The 15,747-nt window shown below is 62.6% G+C and carries 21 protein-coding genes and 2 pseudogenes; 13 read left to right on the top strand and 10 right to left on the bottom strand.

What is annotated here, in order from left to right; translation table 11 throughout:
- Nucleotides 1-256: 256 nt before the first annotated feature.
- A complete protein-coding gene (locus IC50_RS36695) occupies nucleotides 257-1,294 on the bottom strand; it encodes a nucleotidyl transferase AbiEii/AbiGii toxin family protein (protein ID WP_035716511.1) in 1,038 nt (345 codons plus the stop codon).
- Nucleotides 1,295-1,297: 3 nt separating this feature from the next.
- On the bottom strand, nucleotides 1,298-1,903 hold the full coding sequence (locus IC50_RS36690; RefSeq protein ID WP_193374188.1) for a DUF6088 family protein: 606 nt from the start codon (nucleotides 1,901-1,903) through the stop codon (nucleotides 1,298-1,300).
- A 202-nt stretch (nucleotides 1,904-2,105) separates the two neighbouring features.
- On the opposite strand from IC50_RS36690, the gene IC50_RS36685 reads away from it, so the two are divergent.
- The 6 genes from IC50_RS36685 (at nucleotide 2,106) to IC50_RS36660 (ending at nucleotide 6,505) form a co-directional block, all read left to right on the top strand.
- Nucleotides 2,106-2,408 (top strand): hypothetical protein, encoded by a 303-nt coding sequence (locus IC50_RS36685; RefSeq protein ID WP_035716509.1) that lies wholly within the window; start codon nucleotides 2,106-2,108, stop codon nucleotides 2,406-2,408.
- Nucleotides 2,405-2,767: a helix-turn-helix domain-containing protein gene (locus tag IC50_RS36680; protein WP_035716505.1), complete on the top strand. Its 363-nt coding sequence runs from the start codon at nucleotides 2,405-2,407 to the stop codon at nucleotides 2,765-2,767. The genes IC50_RS36685 and IC50_RS36680 overlap by 4 nt, the downstream gene beginning before the upstream one ends.
- 5 nt (nucleotides 2,768-2,772) lie before the next feature.
- Nucleotides 2,773-3,651: an ImmA/IrrE family metallo-endopeptidase gene (locus tag IC50_RS36675; protein WP_035716527.1), complete on the top strand. Its 879-nt coding sequence runs from the start codon at nucleotides 2,773-2,775 to the stop codon at nucleotides 3,649-3,651.
- Nucleotides 3,644-4,489 (top strand): thymidylate synthase, encoded by an 846-nt coding sequence (locus tag IC50_RS36670; protein ID WP_050991198.1) that lies wholly within the window; start codon nucleotides 3,644-3,646, stop codon nucleotides 4,487-4,489. Before IC50_RS36675 ends, IC50_RS36670 begins: the two co-directional genes overlap by 8 nt.
- A 122-nt stretch (nucleotides 4,490-4,611) precedes the next feature.
- Nucleotides 4,612-5,607, top strand: a complete 996-nt coding sequence (locus IC50_RS36665; protein WP_035716520.1) for a nucleotide kinase domain-containing protein — start codon at nucleotides 4,612-4,614, stop codon at nucleotides 5,605-5,607.
- 70 nt (nucleotides 5,608-5,677) lie between these two features.
- Complete coding sequence (locus tag IC50_RS36660) at nucleotides 5,678-6,505, top strand: nucleoside triphosphate pyrophosphohydrolase family protein (protein ID WP_244429715.1); 828 nt, start codon at nucleotides 5,678-5,680, stop codon at nucleotides 6,503-6,505.
- On the opposite strand, the gene acpS is transcribed toward IC50_RS36660, so the two are convergent.
- Entirely contained in the window at nucleotides 6,472-6,918 is a 447-nt protein-coding gene (acpS, locus tag IC50_RS36655) for a holo-ACP synthase (RefSeq protein WP_223153762.1), read from the bottom strand. The two genes, IC50_RS36660 and acpS, sit on opposite strands and share 34 nt — an antisense overlap.
- Nucleotides 6,919-6,978: 60 nt before the next feature.
- Between acpS and IC50_RS36650 the strand changes: the two genes are divergently transcribed.
- Complete coding sequence (locus tag IC50_RS36650; protein ID WP_035716498.1) at nucleotides 6,979-7,719, top strand: dCTP deaminase domain-containing protein; 741 nt, start codon at nucleotides 6,979-6,981, stop codon at nucleotides 7,717-7,719.
- Nucleotides 7,720-7,883: 164 nt separating this feature from the next.
- On the top strand, nucleotides 7,884-8,429 hold the full coding sequence (locus tag IC50_RS36645) for a hypothetical protein (RefSeq protein WP_035716495.1): 546 nt from the start codon (nucleotides 7,884-7,886) through the stop codon (nucleotides 8,427-8,429).
- Here IC50_RS36645 and IC50_RS39830 read toward each other — a convergent pair.
- The 3 genes and pseudogenes from IC50_RS39830 to IC50_RS36635 all read right to left on the bottom strand — a co-directional run.
- Nucleotides 8,422-8,681: pseudogene (locus IC50_RS39830) on the bottom strand (IS110 family transposase); the annotation flags it as partial. The gene IC50_RS36645 and the pseudogene IC50_RS39830 overlap by 8 nt on opposite strands.
- Before the next feature lie 77 nt (nucleotides 8,682-8,758).
- Complete coding sequence (locus tag IC50_RS36640; RefSeq protein ID WP_035716493.1) at nucleotides 8,759-9,205, bottom strand: hypothetical protein; 447 nt, start codon at nucleotides 9,203-9,205, stop codon at nucleotides 8,759-8,761.
- Nucleotides 9,206-9,252: 47 nt separating this feature from the next.
- On the bottom strand, nucleotides 9,253-9,648 hold the full coding sequence (locus IC50_RS36635; RefSeq protein ID WP_193374189.1) for a hypothetical protein: 396 nt from the start codon (nucleotides 9,646-9,648) through the stop codon (nucleotides 9,253-9,255).
- A 146-nt stretch (nucleotides 9,649-9,794) separates the two neighbouring features.
- Here IC50_RS36635 and ku point away from each other — a divergent pair, with 146 nt between their 5' ends.
- The 3 genes and pseudogenes from ku (at nucleotide 9,795) to IC50_RS36620 (ending at nucleotide 11,754) form a co-directional block, all read left to right on the top strand.
- The gene (ku, locus tag IC50_RS36630) at nucleotides 9,795-10,727 is read left to right on the top strand and encodes a non-homologous end joining protein Ku (protein WP_035716514.1); all 933 of its coding nucleotides are present in this window, start codon (nucleotides 9,795-9,797) and stop codon (nucleotides 10,725-10,727) included.
- Between the two features lie 63 nt (nucleotides 10,728-10,790).
- Entirely contained in the window at nucleotides 10,791-11,294 is a 504-nt protein-coding gene (locus tag IC50_RS36625) for an NUDIX domain-containing protein (RefSeq protein WP_050991196.1), read from the top strand.
- Nucleotides 11,291-11,754, top strand: a pseudogene (locus IC50_RS36620) (metallophosphoesterase family protein). The gene IC50_RS36625 and the pseudogene IC50_RS36620 overlap by 4 nt, the downstream one beginning before the upstream one ends.
- 84 nt (nucleotides 11,755-11,838) lie before the next feature.
- On the opposite strand, the gene ligD (IC50_RS36615) reads toward IC50_RS36620, so the two are convergent.
- Complete coding sequence (gene ligD, locus IC50_RS36615; RefSeq protein WP_035716490.1) at nucleotides 11,839-12,786, bottom strand: non-homologous end-joining DNA ligase; 948 nt, start codon at nucleotides 12,784-12,786, stop codon at nucleotides 11,839-11,841.
- 142 nt (nucleotides 12,787-12,928) lie between these two features.
- On the opposite strand from ligD (IC50_RS36615), the gene IC50_RS36610 reads away from it, so the two are divergent.
- Nucleotides 12,929-13,540 (top strand): hypothetical protein, encoded by a 612-nt coding sequence (locus IC50_RS36610; protein WP_035716487.1) that lies wholly within the window; start codon nucleotides 12,929-12,931, stop codon nucleotides 13,538-13,540.
- Nucleotides 13,541-13,597: 57 nt separating this feature from the next.
- On the opposite strand, the gene IC50_RS42695 is transcribed toward IC50_RS36610, so the two are convergent.
- Nucleotides 13,598-13,765, bottom strand: a complete 168-nt coding sequence (locus tag IC50_RS42695; protein ID WP_193374187.1) for a hypothetical protein — start codon at nucleotides 13,763-13,765, stop codon at nucleotides 13,598-13,600.
- Nucleotides 13,765-14,685, bottom strand: coding sequence for a non-homologous end-joining DNA ligase (gene ligD, locus IC50_RS36605; RefSeq protein WP_035716484.1), 921 nt, complete (start codon nucleotides 14,683-14,685; stop codon nucleotides 13,765-13,767). Before ligD (IC50_RS36605) ends, IC50_RS42695 begins: the two co-directional genes overlap by 1 nt.
- A gap of 105 nt (nucleotides 14,686-14,790) precedes the next feature.
- Between ligD (IC50_RS36605) and IC50_RS36600 the strand changes: the two genes are divergently transcribed.
- Entirely contained in the window at nucleotides 14,791-14,979 is a 189-nt protein-coding gene (locus tag IC50_RS36600) for a DUF3606 domain-containing protein (RefSeq protein WP_006022625.1), read from the top strand.
- 46 nt (nucleotides 14,980-15,025) lie between these two features.
- Here the strand turns inward: IC50_RS36600 and IC50_RS39825 are convergent, their stop codons facing one another.
- Nucleotides 15,026-15,232 carry a hypothetical protein gene (locus IC50_RS39825; protein ID WP_440588160.1) on the bottom strand — a complete coding sequence of 69 codons (207 nt, stop codon included), beginning with the start codon at nucleotides 15,230-15,232 and terminating at the stop codon, nucleotides 15,026-15,028.
- Between the last annotated feature and the right edge of the window lie 515 nt (nucleotides 15,233-15,747).

The raw sequence follows: 15,747 nt of genomic DNA, 5'->3' as shown, positions 1-15,747 counted from the left end.
TCCTAGGCGTTCTGCCAAGGAGCGGAGGGCTGCGCGCGTTGGTCGCAAACGCAAAGGCTGTTTCGAGATCGCTCTCGATTGTCCAACACCGCGACAGTAGCCCTTGCGCGCGCAGGCCGCCGAGTGAATTCCTGCAGCTACTGCACGGTCGCCGCGATGCCGATGCTCGAGGTGGCCAGTGGCGATGCGGAGGCGGCTCTATGTCGAACGCGGCATCGCGCCACCTGCCTGACGGGCGGCAGCGGATGCCGGCGCCCTAACTGCCGTTGATCCGCTTCTCCAGCTGGGCGATCCGGTCCAGGATTTCGTCGAAGGTTGGCGGCGGATCGTCGAACATCATCGGCGCCATTTTGCGATAGTCGGCACGCAGATCCGCGACGCGATCGGGGTGGGGCGAAAGCTGGAGAGTGCCGACGCGGGCGGTGTCATAGCTCGCCCAGGCCGCGCGGAAGAAGACCGACTTGTGGTCGGCGACCTGCTTCAGCAGATCGCCGTCCTTCATCGCTTCATTGCCCTCGTCCGTGTCCGCGAGCGTCGCAAGGTCGTAGTAGTGCCGCGAGAAGTACGGCGGCGTCGTCGACTGCGGTTCGCGATGGTGCTCGGCATGAAGTGCCGTCGCCTTCTCCCAGAAGGTGCGCCGCAGCGCCAGGACGTCCACCATGCATGCGGGGTCGGCGAAGAGGTCGGGAAACTCCTGCGCGGCGTAGGATTCGATTTGCCGCTTTTCGGTGGGCCAGGGATCGCCACGCGCTCCGAACTCTAGCTTCACCCTGCGGTTCATGTACGCGAAGCCGGCGTAGTCACCGGCGGACAGGCTCGACGGGTACTCGAAGATCAGGTTCTGAGGATGGCCGGGCTCGATCGTCAGGCTCCATCCGGCCTGAGCGGCCGGATCCAGCTCGCCGGCGATGGCCGCGGTCAAGCTTGGCAACACTACCTCTGCAAGGTGCTTCTCGACGTCTGCAACCAGATCTTCGATCAGCCGGTCGGCCTTCTTTCTTGAAGGAGCCTCTTCCGGATTTCGTGCGCCCTCATAACCGAGGTCGGCGCGATCGAACGACAGGTCGATATCCTCCGAGAACCGGCGGATCGCGCCGTACGCTTTTGACAGCGACGTTCCGCCTTTGAAGACGAGACCGGGCGAGTCTTCGCCCTGGATGCCGAAGAGACGCTTCAGCGTCCAGCAGACCCAGAAGTCCTTTTCGATGATCGCGTTCGCTAGGCCGCGGGCCGCGCCCGCTTCGTTGAAAAGGGCGGCGCGGTCCGCAGCCGGCGTCTTGGCGATCGTGTCCACGGTTCAGGCGGCCGTCCGCTGCACGATCTGGTCAAGCGCGGGCCGCATCCAGGCGGGAGCCTGCTTGATCCCACTCGCCAGCGCGCGCCGGTCGGAATCCTTCATGCGCGCGGCTGCGGCGGCAACCACGGCCGCAGTCGAGTCGGGCCCGAGATGGCGCAGCGCCTGGACGACGTTGCCGGCCATGCTGCCCGGCGCGATCAGATGCTTGGGCGAGGCGTGGCGGATGTCGACGGTCCGCTTGCCGAGCACGACCCGGCGCGACGGTCCGTCGGTCAGATACACGCTGCGAGCCGGCACCTGGGTGGACAGTCCGAGGGAGTTGGCCGCCTGCGCTCCCGTCATCTGCAGGTGCGAGCCGGTCTCGCGCGCGAAGGCCTTGGCGATTGCATCCGGCGCTGGGGCCAGGTCGCCCAGCTGCGCGTGCACGCGCGGATAGTCATAGAGGCCATGGGCGAGACGGCGAAGACGCTTGTCCTTGCAGAGCCGCGACAAGGCTTGGTCCACGGCGGGACGACTGCCGAACCTGATGAAATCCGAGGGCGTGAAGACGCTGCCCGGACCTCGAGCTCGAACATACCGCAGGATTTTATCCGCAACCGACATCATTGAGATCGCTCCTCTCGTCAGAAAATAGGGCAAGTTTTTCTGACATGCAAGGATTTCCGTACACGTACGTATTTCAGCATTTTCAATCAGATAAACAACATCTTCCTGTACGAGAGGTTGCGAGCGCAAGAAAAGATCGCAGGAGCCCTCTTGACGAACGGAAATGTAAGATTATCTTACCGTGTGTCAGATCGGAGAGCCCATGGAACCCAAAGAGCTTCTGAAAACCCTGATCGCGATCATCGGCCAGATACAGACCGACAGCGAGCTTGAATGCCCGCCGCTCACCGGCGCGACCAAGCCCGTGGGCGCCGTTCCGGAATTCGACAGCAAGGTGTGGCCGGTCGCGACCACGATCCTTGCCACGCAGATCGATGTCCCGATCCCCGACGACGTCAACATCTTCATCGACGAGACGACCAAGGAGCCGCGCTCGCTCGACGAGATCGCGGTCTTCGTGTGCGAGCTGCAGAAGAAGCAGGACGAGAAACAAGCCGCGGCATGACGGATCAGGAACCAGTCAAGCGCGGCCAGATCGCCGAACGTCTTAAGGAAGCCCGGCGGCTCGCCGGTCTTTCGCAGGGACACGTCGCCCGTATTCTGGGACTGCATCGGCCGTCGGTATCGGAGATGGAAGCGGGCAACCGCAGGGTCTCCGCCGAAGAGCTCGCGAAGCTGGCCTCCCTCTACGACGTGAGCGTGGCCTGGTTGCTCCGCGAAGTACCCGATACTGTGGAGGCCGAGGATCCCCGCCTCGAGCTCGCCGCGCGCGAGCTTTCCAAGCTCAAGCCCGAAGACCTCCAGCGGCTGCTCAAGCTGCTGGCCGTGATGCGCGACGAAAAAGACGAGGGAAGCGACGGCTGATGCAGATGCAGCGGACGGACAAACCGGGCTTCGACCTGATCTCACTGGCCTCGCGCGCGCTGAAGGCCGCGGTGGCGACGCGCGCCAAGGCGGGAGCGGATCAGTCGCAGCCGATCTGCGTCTACGGGATCTGCGAGAAGCTCGGCGTGAACGTCCGCTTCAACGCCATCAACATGGAAGGCATGTACCAGCGCGGCGCCCAGCCGCGCATCCACCTGTCGGCGCGCAGGCCGCTTCCGCGACGCGCATTCAATTGCGCGCACGAACTCGGTCATCACGTCTTCGGCCACGGCAGTTCGATCGACGAGCTCCGCGAGGACGCGAAGGAGAACCCTTGGAACGATCCGAAGGAATTCCTCGCGGACACCTTTGCGGGCTTCCTGATGATGCCCACCATCGGTCTGCGGCGCGCGTTCCGCGCGCGCGGCTGGACGGCTGCGGCGGCCACTCCGGAGCAGATGTTTGCGGTCGCTTGCGAGTTCGGCGTGGGTTACGAGACCTTGCTCACGCATCTTTCCCTCGGCGTGAAGATCATTCCCTACGGACGCGCCAAGATCCTGAAGCGGACGGGACCGCGCGTGATCCGCGCCGGACTCCTCGGCAGGCTCGTTCCCGAGCCGCTGATCCTGGCGGACCGTCACCGCGTCGCGACGACGATCGACGCCGAGGTGGGCACTCTCGTCCTGATGCCGAGCGGCACCCAAGCCGAAGGCGGCGCGATCGCCCACGAAGGCGACGTCGACGCCGGCCGCGTCTTCCGCGCCGTTCGCCCCGGCATCGTGCGGGCGGCGGCCGGGGACTGGGCGACGTTCGTCCGCGTCGCGCCCAAGGAATACGTTGGGTTGGCTCAATTCAGGCACCTGGAGGAAGATCCCGATGAGTAGATCGAAATCTCACGCCGACGAACCAAGCGTCATCAGCGACACCAATCTGTCCCGGGCGTGGGCACGACTGTTCCTTGCGATCTACGAGAGCCGGCGGACGGAGATCTCGCCCCTGACGCTGAGCCTGACGGGATTCGATGCGGATGGGGTTATTCCCGAGATCTCCGACGTACGCGACACCCTCGACCGGACGCTCAAGCTGAAGAAGAAGATCTCCGTCGATACCGTGGCCTTCACGATCTTCCCCGAGCGGCTGTGGAAGATCGCCCGGGGAAACCGGGAACGTCTGTTTGCCCTCTACGCCGGCGTTTTTCCGCGCTACGTCGCGATGAACCGCTCGGCCAACGGCAGGGGGCTTTACTTCGAGCGCATGACGCATTTCAACGAGGTGACGCCTGCGAACGGCAATCAACTGGAGTTCATTCTGTCGAACTGGAAGGAGGGGGTCCGCGACACCATGCTGCAGGTTTCGATTTTTGATCCGGCCCGCGATCACACGAGGCAGGCCCGACTGGTGTTTCCGTGTCTACAGCACGTCTCATTCGTGCCCACGAACGAGGGGCTCGTCGCCAACGCCTTCTACGCCACCCAATATGTGTTCGATAAGGCTTACGGCAACTATCTCGGGCTCGCGCGGCTCGGCGCCTTCATGGCGCACGAGATGCAGCTTCCGCTCGTCAGACTCAATGTCACTGTCGGCGTCGCCAAGCTCGACGGCGTCAGAAAGAAGGACGTGTCCTTGGAGCCGATGATCGCCGCCTTGCGCGCCGCCGTCGCGCCGTCGATCGTCCCAGGAATTGGCGAGCCGGTCGGGCTCGCTGGGGGAGTTTCGGTTTGAAGGAGTCTTCGCGTAGCCGGTCGGCCAGGACGCGCGGTGCAAGGAGAATGACGGAGGCGGGCGGGGCGTCCGATGATCGGCGGTCGCCCTCGCCAACCGTCTTGAGCCATCTGGCGCCGGCGATGACATCGGAGGTTTACGAAAGCTATTGGCGTTTCGCGGCGGAACGGCAAGCCGTCTTTTTCCGCAGGGCGCGCGCGGAGGCGCCGCCGTGGACGCGCGACGGCGTGATCGGGACCTACAAGTTCACGAATGCGTACCGCGCGTCCGATCGCGTTAGCCAGTATCTGATCAGGCGGGTGATATATCGAGAGGACCTGCCGAAGACCCACGCCGAGGTCTTCTTCAGGATCCTTCTGTTCAAGCTGTTCAACAAGATCGAGACCTGGGAAATGCTCGAGCGCGCATTGGGTCAGATCACCTTCGAGGACTATCGCTTCGAACGCTTCAACGCCGTGCTCGACCGCGCGAAAGCCGCGGGCAAGCAGATCTACTCGGCGGCCTACATCATGCCACCAGGCGCGGCCGCCTACGGGCGTCCCGCCAAGCACCAGAACAATCTGTTGATGCTGGAGCGAATGATGGCCGATCGCCTTCCGGACCGTCTCGCGCAGGCCAACTCGATGCAGGACGGTTTCGAGAAGCTGCGTTCCTATCCGACGATCGGAGACTTCCTGGCCTACCAGTTCATCATCGACATCAACTACAGCGAGATCACGGACTTTAGCGAGATGGATTTCGTCGTTCCGGGACCGGGCGCGCGGGACGGCTTGCGCAAATGTTTCCGCGACCCTGGGGGACTGAACGAGCCCGAATTGATCCGCCTGATGGCTGATATCCAGGAGCGCGAGTTCGACCGCTACGGTCTGGAGTTCGAAAGCCTTTGGGGGCGCCGTCTCCAGCTGATCGATTGCCAGAACCTGTTCTGCGAGGTCGACAAGTACGCCCGCGTGGTCCATCCGCACGTATCGGGCAAGACCGGACGGACCCGCATCAAGCAGAAATTCCAGGCGAATTTGACACCCATCAAACCGTTCTACCCGCCGAAATGGAAACTGAACCTGAAGATCGAATCGGGCGCGCCGCCGTTCGCGCGACCGGCCGCGACAGGAGCATAGGATGGACTTCAAGACTTACCAGCGGGAAGCTTTGGGCACTGATCGCGTGCCGGCGAAGGAGCCTGACGACATGACATCGCTGATCGTGCCGATGCTGGGTCTCGCCGGAGAAACCGGCCAGTTGCTGAGCGAATACAAGAAGCACCTGAGGGACGGCGAGGCGCATCGGCTTTTCAAGGAGCGCGTGTCCGAGGAGCTCGGCGATCTCATGTGGTACGTCGCGAACGTCGCCAGCAAGTTCGGTCTCGATCTCGACGAGGTCGCCGCCGCCAATCTCCATAAAACGCGCGGCCGCTTCCTTTCCGCCGACGCGACGTCGGACAGCTTCGACGCCGATCTTCCGGAGAATGAACGCCTGCCGCGCCGGTTCGAGGTCGAACTGGTCGACTGCGACGGTCGTGTCGGCCGGCGGGTGCGTGTCCTCATCGACGGCGAGCCGTTCGGCAGCGAGCTCACCGACAATGCCTACGATCCCGACGGCTATCGTTTCCATGACGTCTTCCATTTCGCGTACGCCGCGGTTCTCAGCTGGTCGCCGGTCACGCGGTCGCTGATCCGGCGGAAGCGGAAGAGCAGGCCGCTGCTCGACGAGGTGGAGGATGGCGGCCGCGCCGCTGTGATCGAGGAGGGCGTCGCCGCCCTCGCGTTCGACTACGCCCGCCGGCACCGGATGCTCGACGGCGTGGGCCGCCTGGACTTCCAGCTTCTGCGCACGATCAAGGACATGACGTCGCATCTGGAGGTGAAGCTGCGCACGACGGGCGAGTGGGAGCAGGCCATCCTTCAGGGCTTCGCGGTTTGGCGCGCGGTGCTTGCCGAGGGCGGCGGCCGCATCTCCGTCGACCTCGACGACCATCGACTGGACTATCTGGGTCCCTCCTCCGGCCGCGCAGAGTGAGCCGGAACGCCGAGTGCGATCGCGCTGGAGATGGCCATGCCGCCGGCGTGACTGATGCTCAATTTCCAGTCGATGACGCCCATCGCGGCAGCGGCCAGCGCCGCACCCCCCTTCAGTACGACCTCTGGGGGACGTCCCGCGTCCCGCCGCACCACGACGTCCTTGAAGGAGATGCCAGCGCCGTATCCGGTTCCGAGCGCCTTGAGGACGGCCTCCTTGGCGGCGAACCTGCCGGCGGTACGCTCGATCCGGTCTGCCCCTTCGCCGATCTCCGCGATCTCCTCGGGGTTGAAGCAGCGTGAGACGAGAGGATCCCGCGGATCTTCGATCCAGCGACGGATCGATTCGACGTCCACGAGATCGACCCCATGTCCCAGCACCACCATGCGCACGATCCTATCGCGGTCAGACATCTCGGACAATCCCGAGTTGTATGCTAGTCGTCGTCTTCAACCGGCAGGAGGAGGGCGACTATGGACGGAGCGGGATATTTCTGGAGCGGCGAGACGTTGGGCGAACGCTTGCCGGATCTGATCGAGCCGTTCTCCGCCGACAGGATCGACTGCGCCGCGTACACCCTGGCCGTCGGGCCGGAGGTCTACGTGTCACCCAGCGATCAGTCGGTCGATCCCGCGCAAGTGACGGTCCGCAGGCTTTCCGCGGAGGAGGCGTTCACCATCCCGCCGGGACAATTCGCCTTTCTTCTCTCCGAGGAGGAGGTTTCGGTCCCGGCTGACTCGATCGCGTTCATCTCAATTCGTGCCAGGATCAAGTTCAGGGGACTTGTCAACGTGTCGGGCTTCCACGTCGATCCTGGCTATCGCGGCCAGTTGACCTTCGCCGTGTTCAACGCCGGACCGGTGCCGATCCATTTAAGGCGGGGTCAGGCCATCTTTCTGATCTGGTTCGCGCGCCTCGACCGCGAGACGAAGTTCAAGAAGGACGGACCGGTCCACAGGGGCATCGACATCGACGTCGTCACCTCGGTCGCAGGCGAGCTCCAATCGTTTGCGGGACTTTCCAAGAAGATCAAAGATCAGGAGAAGTCGCTGAGCGACCGGATCCACGCGATCGAGCGCGAGCAGAACTACTACCGCGGCATCGCCGCGCTTGTGCTCGCCATCGTCATCGCGTTGAGCGTCAATTGGCTCAAGGATTCGTTGGCGGCGAAACCGCAGCAGCCGGCTGTTCAGTCCCAGGAGCCGCCGAAGTGACGACCGTCCTTGCGGAGGTCTGGGGACTCGAGGCCCGTAGGAGGGCCCTATCTCGACTGCCTCCTTGCCAGCCTGGCGCGAGTGATCAACAGCTGGCGCAATGAGCGCAAGCGAGTAGCCCGGTCGCCTACAAAGCCGAGGCGGCCTGTGCTAAGGAGATATCCATGAAAACCGAGACAATCAGCTGCCGCTTTATCGGCGACTTCAAGGTCGGCGACAACATGGTCTACAACGCCGGCCTGCTCTGCAAGCTCGCGGAGTCCGGTAGCACGTTCAACAAGCTGATGCTCTTGCAAGCCGGTGCAATTACCGAAGCGGCGCTCTGGGAGATCATCTACCGTGCGCAGAATTTTCATCGCGAGGGTCTGCCGAACATTCCCGAGGAGGACCGAGCGGAAATCGAGGGTAAGAAGGTCGAACGCTTCAAGGCGATCATCGACGTCATGAAGAAATACAAGATTCTGGATAAGGCTGGTGCCAACATTTACGACGAGTTAGATAAATTGCGTGAGTACCGCAACAAAGTGCATATCCAGCTCGATGTGAAGCTGGAGGGTGTGCCGCGCGACGAGGACAAGGCCTTTACCGATCCCGTGCGTGACTGGGCGCTGAAGCTCAATGTGAGGGTACTCAATTTCCTGACCGAAAACTTTGCACGCCCCGCAGATCTGGCGCAGTTCGCGCACAATATAAACGTGCCCAGCCCTTGACTTGCGAAGCCTTCACATATTGGGGCGGGATCAGCTTCACTTCATGACCAAACGACTGCAGCAGGCGCGCCCAGTGATGCGAGCTGCCGCAGGACTCGATGGCGACGAGGACCGGCGAAGGCGCTCGAACTAGCGGATCATCTCGGCTCGCCGAAACTGCCGCCGGACAACTACCGCCTCGTTCTCGTCAACACCGTGAAGCTGGAAGACCGACTTGAAAGTATCCATACCGATACGAATGGGAAGATTCATCAGACTTTCCTCTCATCTAGCTATGACGCCGGAGCGCCATAGGACCGTGGGGATGAGAGGCCGTCCACACCAGCACATCATTCGGTTCGAGGATAGCGCGGCTGCCAGGCCAGTTGTAGCAGAGTCGCGGAAGGACGCCGGGCCGCCTTGGCGCATTTGAGGCAGCGGAGCCGCCTGGCGAGATCATGCACGAAGGTGGTAGGCGGATGCTTCATCGCCGCGAGGTCCACGTCGCTCGGCGTCTTGCAGCGCGCACACCTGATCTCCAGCCAGGGAAAGCCTCCGTTCACGGCCTGATCGATGGTCGGCGACGGATCGATGGGTTCGCCGTCACTCCACATCCGCTCGTTCCAGCTTTCGCAAAGCAGCCTATCGGCTTGCTGGATCATCGCCTCGCCTTTGGCCCGCATCTCCGCCGACTGGGTAGCCAGGATGTTGGCCATCGCGCGCGCCTTGCCGAGCTCTTTTGTAAGAGCCTTGCGATCGCCGCCCGACAGGGGCGTAGGGTGATACTTCGGGGCCATCCGGACATCCAGGCGCAAAGAGATCAGATCGGCAAATGCCTGTGCGGCTACGGCGACTCGAACGCTGGCCAGCACCCGTCTTCTTCATGCCTGCCGGTGCGCTGCTGGCAGGTGTTGTCGAGCCGCCGCTGCGCGACGTCCTTCCAGAGCGCGTAGGCGCCATACAATCGGACAGCATCGGCAGTCTGGATTTCCACGGTCCGCTGGCAACGGCGGCAGGAGATGCGGAGCACGTGGCGCTGAATTTCGGAGAGACATCGCTGCCGCATCTGAGTTTCGGTCGTGCCGGCACGAGGGTCGTTGAGGACCGATTCCCAATATCCGGCCGGAAGCCGAGCATCCGGAGCCGCGGTGGACGGGCTCGGCCTGCGGGCGGCTTCAGCGGCCAGTTTCTCCATCTGCTTCGGGGTGGGCATGCGCCAGCTCGCCGGTCGATCGGTCATTTCTCCATTAGAACATAACATGAACGGAAGTCGAGTCCGTCCAAATGCGTAGGTGGAGAAAAAACGGCCTGTCGTACGGGTCGCGAAGTCGAAACCAAGGCGGGCCATTCGTCTTGAATCCGGCATCAGTAATGGAGTTCCCCGCGATGGCCCCCCGCGCCAACTGGAAAGGCTTCCTTCGTCTTTCTCTCGTCACCTGTCCGGTCGCGCTCTATCCGGCCACGTCGGAATCCGAAAAGGTCTCATTCAACCAGCTGAACCGAAAAACCGGCCATCGGATCAAATACGCCAAGGTCGATGCCGACACCGGCGAGGAGGTCGACAACGAGGACGTCGTCAAGGGCTACAAAGTTGATACTGAAACCTTCATCGAGGTGACCAAGGAGGAGCTTGAGAACGTCGCGCTGGAATCGACGCGAACCATCGAGATCGACGAGTTCGTCGACCGCAGCGAGATCGATCCGCGATATCTCATTCGCCCCTACTACCTGCGTCCCGACGGCAAAGTCGGGCACGATGCCTTCGCCGTCATTCGGGAAACCATTCGCGAGATGAACAAGGTCGCAATCGGTCGTGTGGTGCTGACCAATCGCGAGCACATCATTGCGCTCGAGCCGCTCGACAAGGGGCTGATGGGGACGCTGCTGCGCTACCCTTACGAAGTCCGTTCCGCGGATGAGTATTTCGACGACATCCAGGATGTCAAAGTTACCAAGGACATGCTTGATCTCGCCAAGCACATCGTCAATCAGAAGGCGGGCCACTTCGAGCCGGACAAGTTCGAAGACCAGTACGAGACCGCCCTCATCGATCTCATCAACCAGAAGCGCGCCGGCAAACCCATCACCGCGAAAGCGCGTCCCCGCGGCGAGAATGTGGTGGACCTGATGGACGCGCTACGCAAGAGCATTGGAGCAGACGCGGCGGCAGCGACAGAATCGCAGAAGAAGCCAGCCAAGAAAGCGCGCAAGGCGGCGGCCGGGCAGAAGGAAATGCTGATGCCGATTGCCGGCAAGAAACCGGCCAAGGAGGCCGCGGCGAAGAAGCCGGCGGCCAAACCGCAGCGGAAGTCGGCCTAGCTGTCGTGAAGCGTCCAATGACGCCAGACGGCCGTTACTTCGTCGTCCGCGGCAGGGAGCGATATGGCTGCGTTGAAAAAGACCCCCAGGAGATCGATATTGAGTGCGGGCATTCTCGCCTACCGCAATGGCGTTCGCGGGCTCGAGGTTCTGCTCGTTCATCCCGGCGGTCCGTTCTGGCGCAAGAAGGATAATGGCGCTTGGTCCATTCCGAAGGGCGAAATCGATGCCGCGGATGCTCCGGAGCAGGTCGCGCGGCGTGAGTTTGCGGAAGAACTCGGCCCGAGTGCTTCGATTGGTCCACTCCGGGCGCTGGGGGAGGTCCGACAGCGAGGAGGGAAGCGCGTTATCGCATTCGCTGGAGAAGGCCATTTTGACCCGGCGGCGCTGACCAGCAATACCTTCGATATCGAATGGCCGCCCCGAAGCGGTCGACGGCAGAGCTTTCCCGAAGTCGACCGCGCGGAATGGTTCGATATCGAGTTCGCGCGGACCAAGATGCTGTCCGCTCAGGTAGAGCTTCTCGATCGTCTTTTGGCGATCGCGGCTGAGAGCGACGGAAAATGATGTTCAGGATTGGAATCATTTCGGACACGCACGGCCTGTTAAGGCCTGAGGCGGAACGAGGCCTGGCGGGCGTCGATCACATCATTCATGCCGGCGACATCGGGCGCCCCCAGATCGTCGACGCGCTTCGCCGGATCGCGCCTGTCACCGCCATCCGTGGAAACGTGGACAATGGCGAGTGGGCCCGCGAATACCCCGACACGAACCTTTGCGCCTGGCGGGAAAGTCTATCTACGTTCTGCACGACCTGAAGACGCTGCAGGCCGATGCCCGCGCCGGCATCGACGTCATTGTCTTCGGGCATTCCCACGTGCCGAAGATCGACACGGTCGATGGCGTTCTCTACCTGAATCCCGGCAGCGCAGGACGGCGGCGCTTCCAGCTGCCAATCACCCTTGCGACGCTCAAAATCACGCCTGGGGGCATGCGACCGGAGATCCACGACCTCGGAGACGACTGAACACACGACCGCGGAGGGAATTCACAGGGGAGGAGGCGAACGCGTTCACTCGTTCCGTTGGCTGGTTGCGCCCGAAGGGAAGCGCTATTTGCGCGATCGTTCTCGCTCGCGCACGACATCCTTGGCCCGCTTGTCGGACCTGAGCCCGAGATAGACCGGCTGGCGCAGTTCGCCCTTGCTCGTCCACTCCGCGAATTTGACCTCGGCAACCAGCGAGGGCCTGACCCAGGTCGTGGCGGCCTCGTCCTTCACTTTGGCAGGGAAGGGTGACTTAGGGGCCCTCAGCTTCAAGAGCTTGGCATGGAGGTCTTCCAGGGCCTTGTGGCTGAAGCCAGTGCCGACATGCCCAATGTAGCGCCATGCATCGTCTTGCCGCACGGCGAGGACAAGGGCGCCGAAGAACGGCCTGGTGCGCCTGGGCGCCGTGAAGCCGACGATCACCACTTCCTGTCGCTTTGCCGTCTTGATCTTTAGCCAATCCGGGGTGCGACTCCCGGATGTATACGAACTGTCTGCGCGCTTTGCCATGATGCCTTCGAGACCTTTCCGCTCGGCCTCGATGAAGAATTTCGTACCGTCCCCTTTGCGGTGAGGGCTGAAGGCGATCAGCTTGTCGCGCGGCAGAATTGCCTTCAGCCGCTTCTTGCGCTCGAGAAGAGGCCGGTTGCGCAAGTCTGCTGCGTTCTCAAACATGAGATCGAAGGCACAATACAGGAGCTTCGCTTCATGGCGCAGCGCGTTTTGAAGCAACTGGAAATGCGAGACGCCGTCCTTTCCAATCGCGACGAGCTCCCCGTCGATCACGGCATCGACCTTCACGCCCTCCAGCGCTTTGGCGACCTCGATATAGCTGCGGCTGATAATCTTGCCATTGCGGCTGTAGAGCGCAACCTTGCCCCGCCGGATTTCCGCGATCATCCGGAAGCCGTCATACTTGTCCTCGAAAACCCAGCCGGCATCGTCGAACGGCGCGTCGGTGAGCGTAGCGAGCATCGGCTGCAGGCGCTTGGGCAGGGTCGACGTCCGGCTCATTCGAGGCCGATCCTTAAGAGCACGTTGCGAAATGCATGGACGTCCTTCAAGGATTAGGGAACGCTCCGGGGCCGCGTCGTGTTCCGCGGGCTCCGTGGCGTGCGTGACGTTGACGCTCGATTGAGGAGGGCGGACCGGACCGATGGCGAGAAAACTGAAAACCTTTCAGACTTCGCTGGGCTTCTTCGATCTGGCGATCGCCGCTCCTTCCATGAAAGCGGCCCTCGAAGCCTGGGGCGCCAACAGCAATCTCTTCCACCAGGGCGCGGCGAAGGAGAGCGACGATCCAGAGGTCATCGCTGCAGCCATGAAGAAGCCTGGCGTCGTTCTCAGGCGCCCGGTCGGATCCGACGAATCCTTCAGCGAGCAAGCCGAACTGCCCTCCGATCTCGGCGGGGACAGAAGATCGACGAAAGCCGCGCGCAAATCGAAGAGCGCAATGAAGCCTTCCTCGCGTCCGGTCGACAAGGCGGCGGAGCGGAAGGCCGCGCTTGCCTACGAACGAGAGGAGAGGCGCCGGGAGAGTGAACGGGCGAGGGAAGAGGCCGCCAGGCAGAAAGAGCGTGAGCGCCGTCAGCAGGCGGTCGACAAGGCGCAGGCCGCGCTGGACAAGGCGGAGCAGGAGCACGCCAAGCGGGCCGCCGCCATCCAGGCCGAGGTTGAGGCTCTCGCGAAGAGATCGCAAACCGAAGAAGCCCGCTGGGACAAGGAGAGGGAGCGATTGGAAGCTGCGCTGCGGCGTGCGCGAAGTTAGTTTCTTGACAGTTCTTGCTCGGCGACACCGAGGGAAGCAAAGGTTGCCGTCAAGCGATCATCGCTCGGGATTTGGTACGCGTGCTGCGGCTCGGTTCACCGCGGTGCGGTCCCGTCGGTCCTCAGGAGCGAGCTCCATGACCGCCCGATGCAGCTCGGCCGGAATCGTCAGCGGACTTTCCGGGGGCTTGTTCGCCCATTGCCAGAACCGATCGAACGCATCCATCACAGGTCCTCCCGCAGGCCCCGGAAAAACGGGTGACGGACCTTTCCCTCGGCCGACTTCGCGCGATACTCTATCTCGGCCAGAAGCTTGGGTTCGACCCAGATGCCCTTGTGGCCGATGCGCTTGGCATAGGGCTGGGTTCTTCGGATGAGGGGCTTTAGCCGCTTCTGCAGGTCGGCGGCCGAGACCTTGTCGAAGCCGTGGTCGACTTTGCCGGCGTAGACGAGATCGTCGCCCTTGTGCCGGCCGACGTAGAGCCCGTCCCACTTCGTCCCATCGAGAGCGAAACCGGCAATGGTCAGCGTCTCACGCTGTACGCAGGTCTTCTTGACCCAGTCGTTCGTGCGTCCCATCGGATAGGGGCTGCCCCGGACCTTCGAGACTACGCCTTCGAGGCCGAGCTTGCAGGCGTGCGCGAACATCTCGCGGCCATCTATCTCGAAACTTTCGCTGAACTGGATGTCGGTGCCGCTCAGGATCTTCTTGAGTTCGGCCTTGCGCCGAAAGAGCGGTAGCTTGCGGATATCGCGGCCGTTCAGATAGAGCAGATCGAACGCTACGAGCACGATGCTCTTCGACTTGCCCTTGAGCTCGTTCTGCAGGACCGAGAAGTCGGTCGTGCCGTCGGCGGCCGGTACCACGATCTCGCCGTCCACTACCGCTGAGTTCGCCTTGATCCGCCAGGCGTCATGAGCGACCTTCTTGAAGCGATGCGTCCAATCGTGGCCGCGCCGGGTGAAGATCTTCGCCGTCTCGTTGGCCAGATGGACCTGAACACGGTAGCCGTCGAACTTGACTTCGTGAATCCAGCGCTCTCCGGACGGCACCTTCTCGATCGAGGTGGCCAAGGCCGGCTCGATGAAGCCGGGGAAGGGCGCCTGGACGCCGATGACCGCCGGTTTTTGACGCTGAAACGCCACTGAAGAACTCCACGCTACAGCCGATTCAAATTGGCACAGTTCGAATCGTTCCGGAACCGCCGACTCCTTGTTGCGTTGCCTCGACGCCACGAACAGGAGGTATCCATGGCGGCAGCGAAGAAGTCGAAGACGGCGCGCGGGCGAAAGCAGGACCGGGCACGGGTGGCCGGCGGGCAGGACTACGAGGTGCAGTACGAGGCGAAGAAGACCGGAAAGTCGGCGCCGGCGGTGAAAAAAGCTGTCAAAAAGGTCGGCAACGCGCGCAAGCGGGTGGAGAAACGACTAGGCCGCTGAACTGGAGGGCTGGGTTGGCGTCGATGCTCAGCGCCGATTCTTCTAGTCAGGGGGGACATTCTGGGCAGGTGTCGCCGATCCAGTTCAGCACCTCGCCAACCTCGGCCGCCGCTGCATCTGGGGAGACGCCTGCTGGCGGGTCTTGACGAGCGATATCGAAGGCCCGCTCCCGCGCATGCGGATCAGAGCGTTCCTGCATCCAACCGTGCTCCTCGCACTCGCGGATGGCGCCCGCTTCCTGCAGCACGTGGATTGCCCCCGTGTTGTCGGCCCTCGTTCACGCGCTATCAGCATTGAACCAGCTCCTGATAACGATGAATCTTTGTGTCCGTCATTCGGACCGGCTGCTAGCACAAGGCAGGGATTCGCAACAGCGGGAGCTCAAGCTTGAGCCGACTGAAGGCCGAATTTGCGATCCGGGTCGGGTCCCGCCGTCATTTCCTCTGCGGGTGCCTTCTTATCCGACATGCCGCAAGAGACTTGGTAGCAGCGTCGCCGCACCCATGGGCGGCGGGCGTGCGGCGTTCAAGTGCGGCAATGCAAGGGAATAATCCACGTTACGCCGACAGGAGGCGAGAATGCGCAATAGCTTCCACAATCCCCACGACGGTTCAGTGGAGCGCACTTAATCTTCCGCCCTCCGTTGCACGCGCACCGGTACTCGCTTTGCGGACGCGTGCTTACTCGCAGATTCAGCGCGGAAGCTATCATTACACTGGCTTGTGCGAAAGCCATGGCACACGCCAGTGCCAACCGCCGCAGCGTTCG

Origin of the sequence: Bradyrhizobium genomosp. I (2014), from assembly GCF_000261685.1 — a bacterium.
Lineage (GTDB): Bacteria > Pseudomonadota > Alphaproteobacteria > Rhizobiales > Xanthobacteraceae > Bradyrhizobium.
Note: the sequence above shows the minus strand (reverse complement) of the source record. Positions and strands in the feature narration are given on the sequence as shown.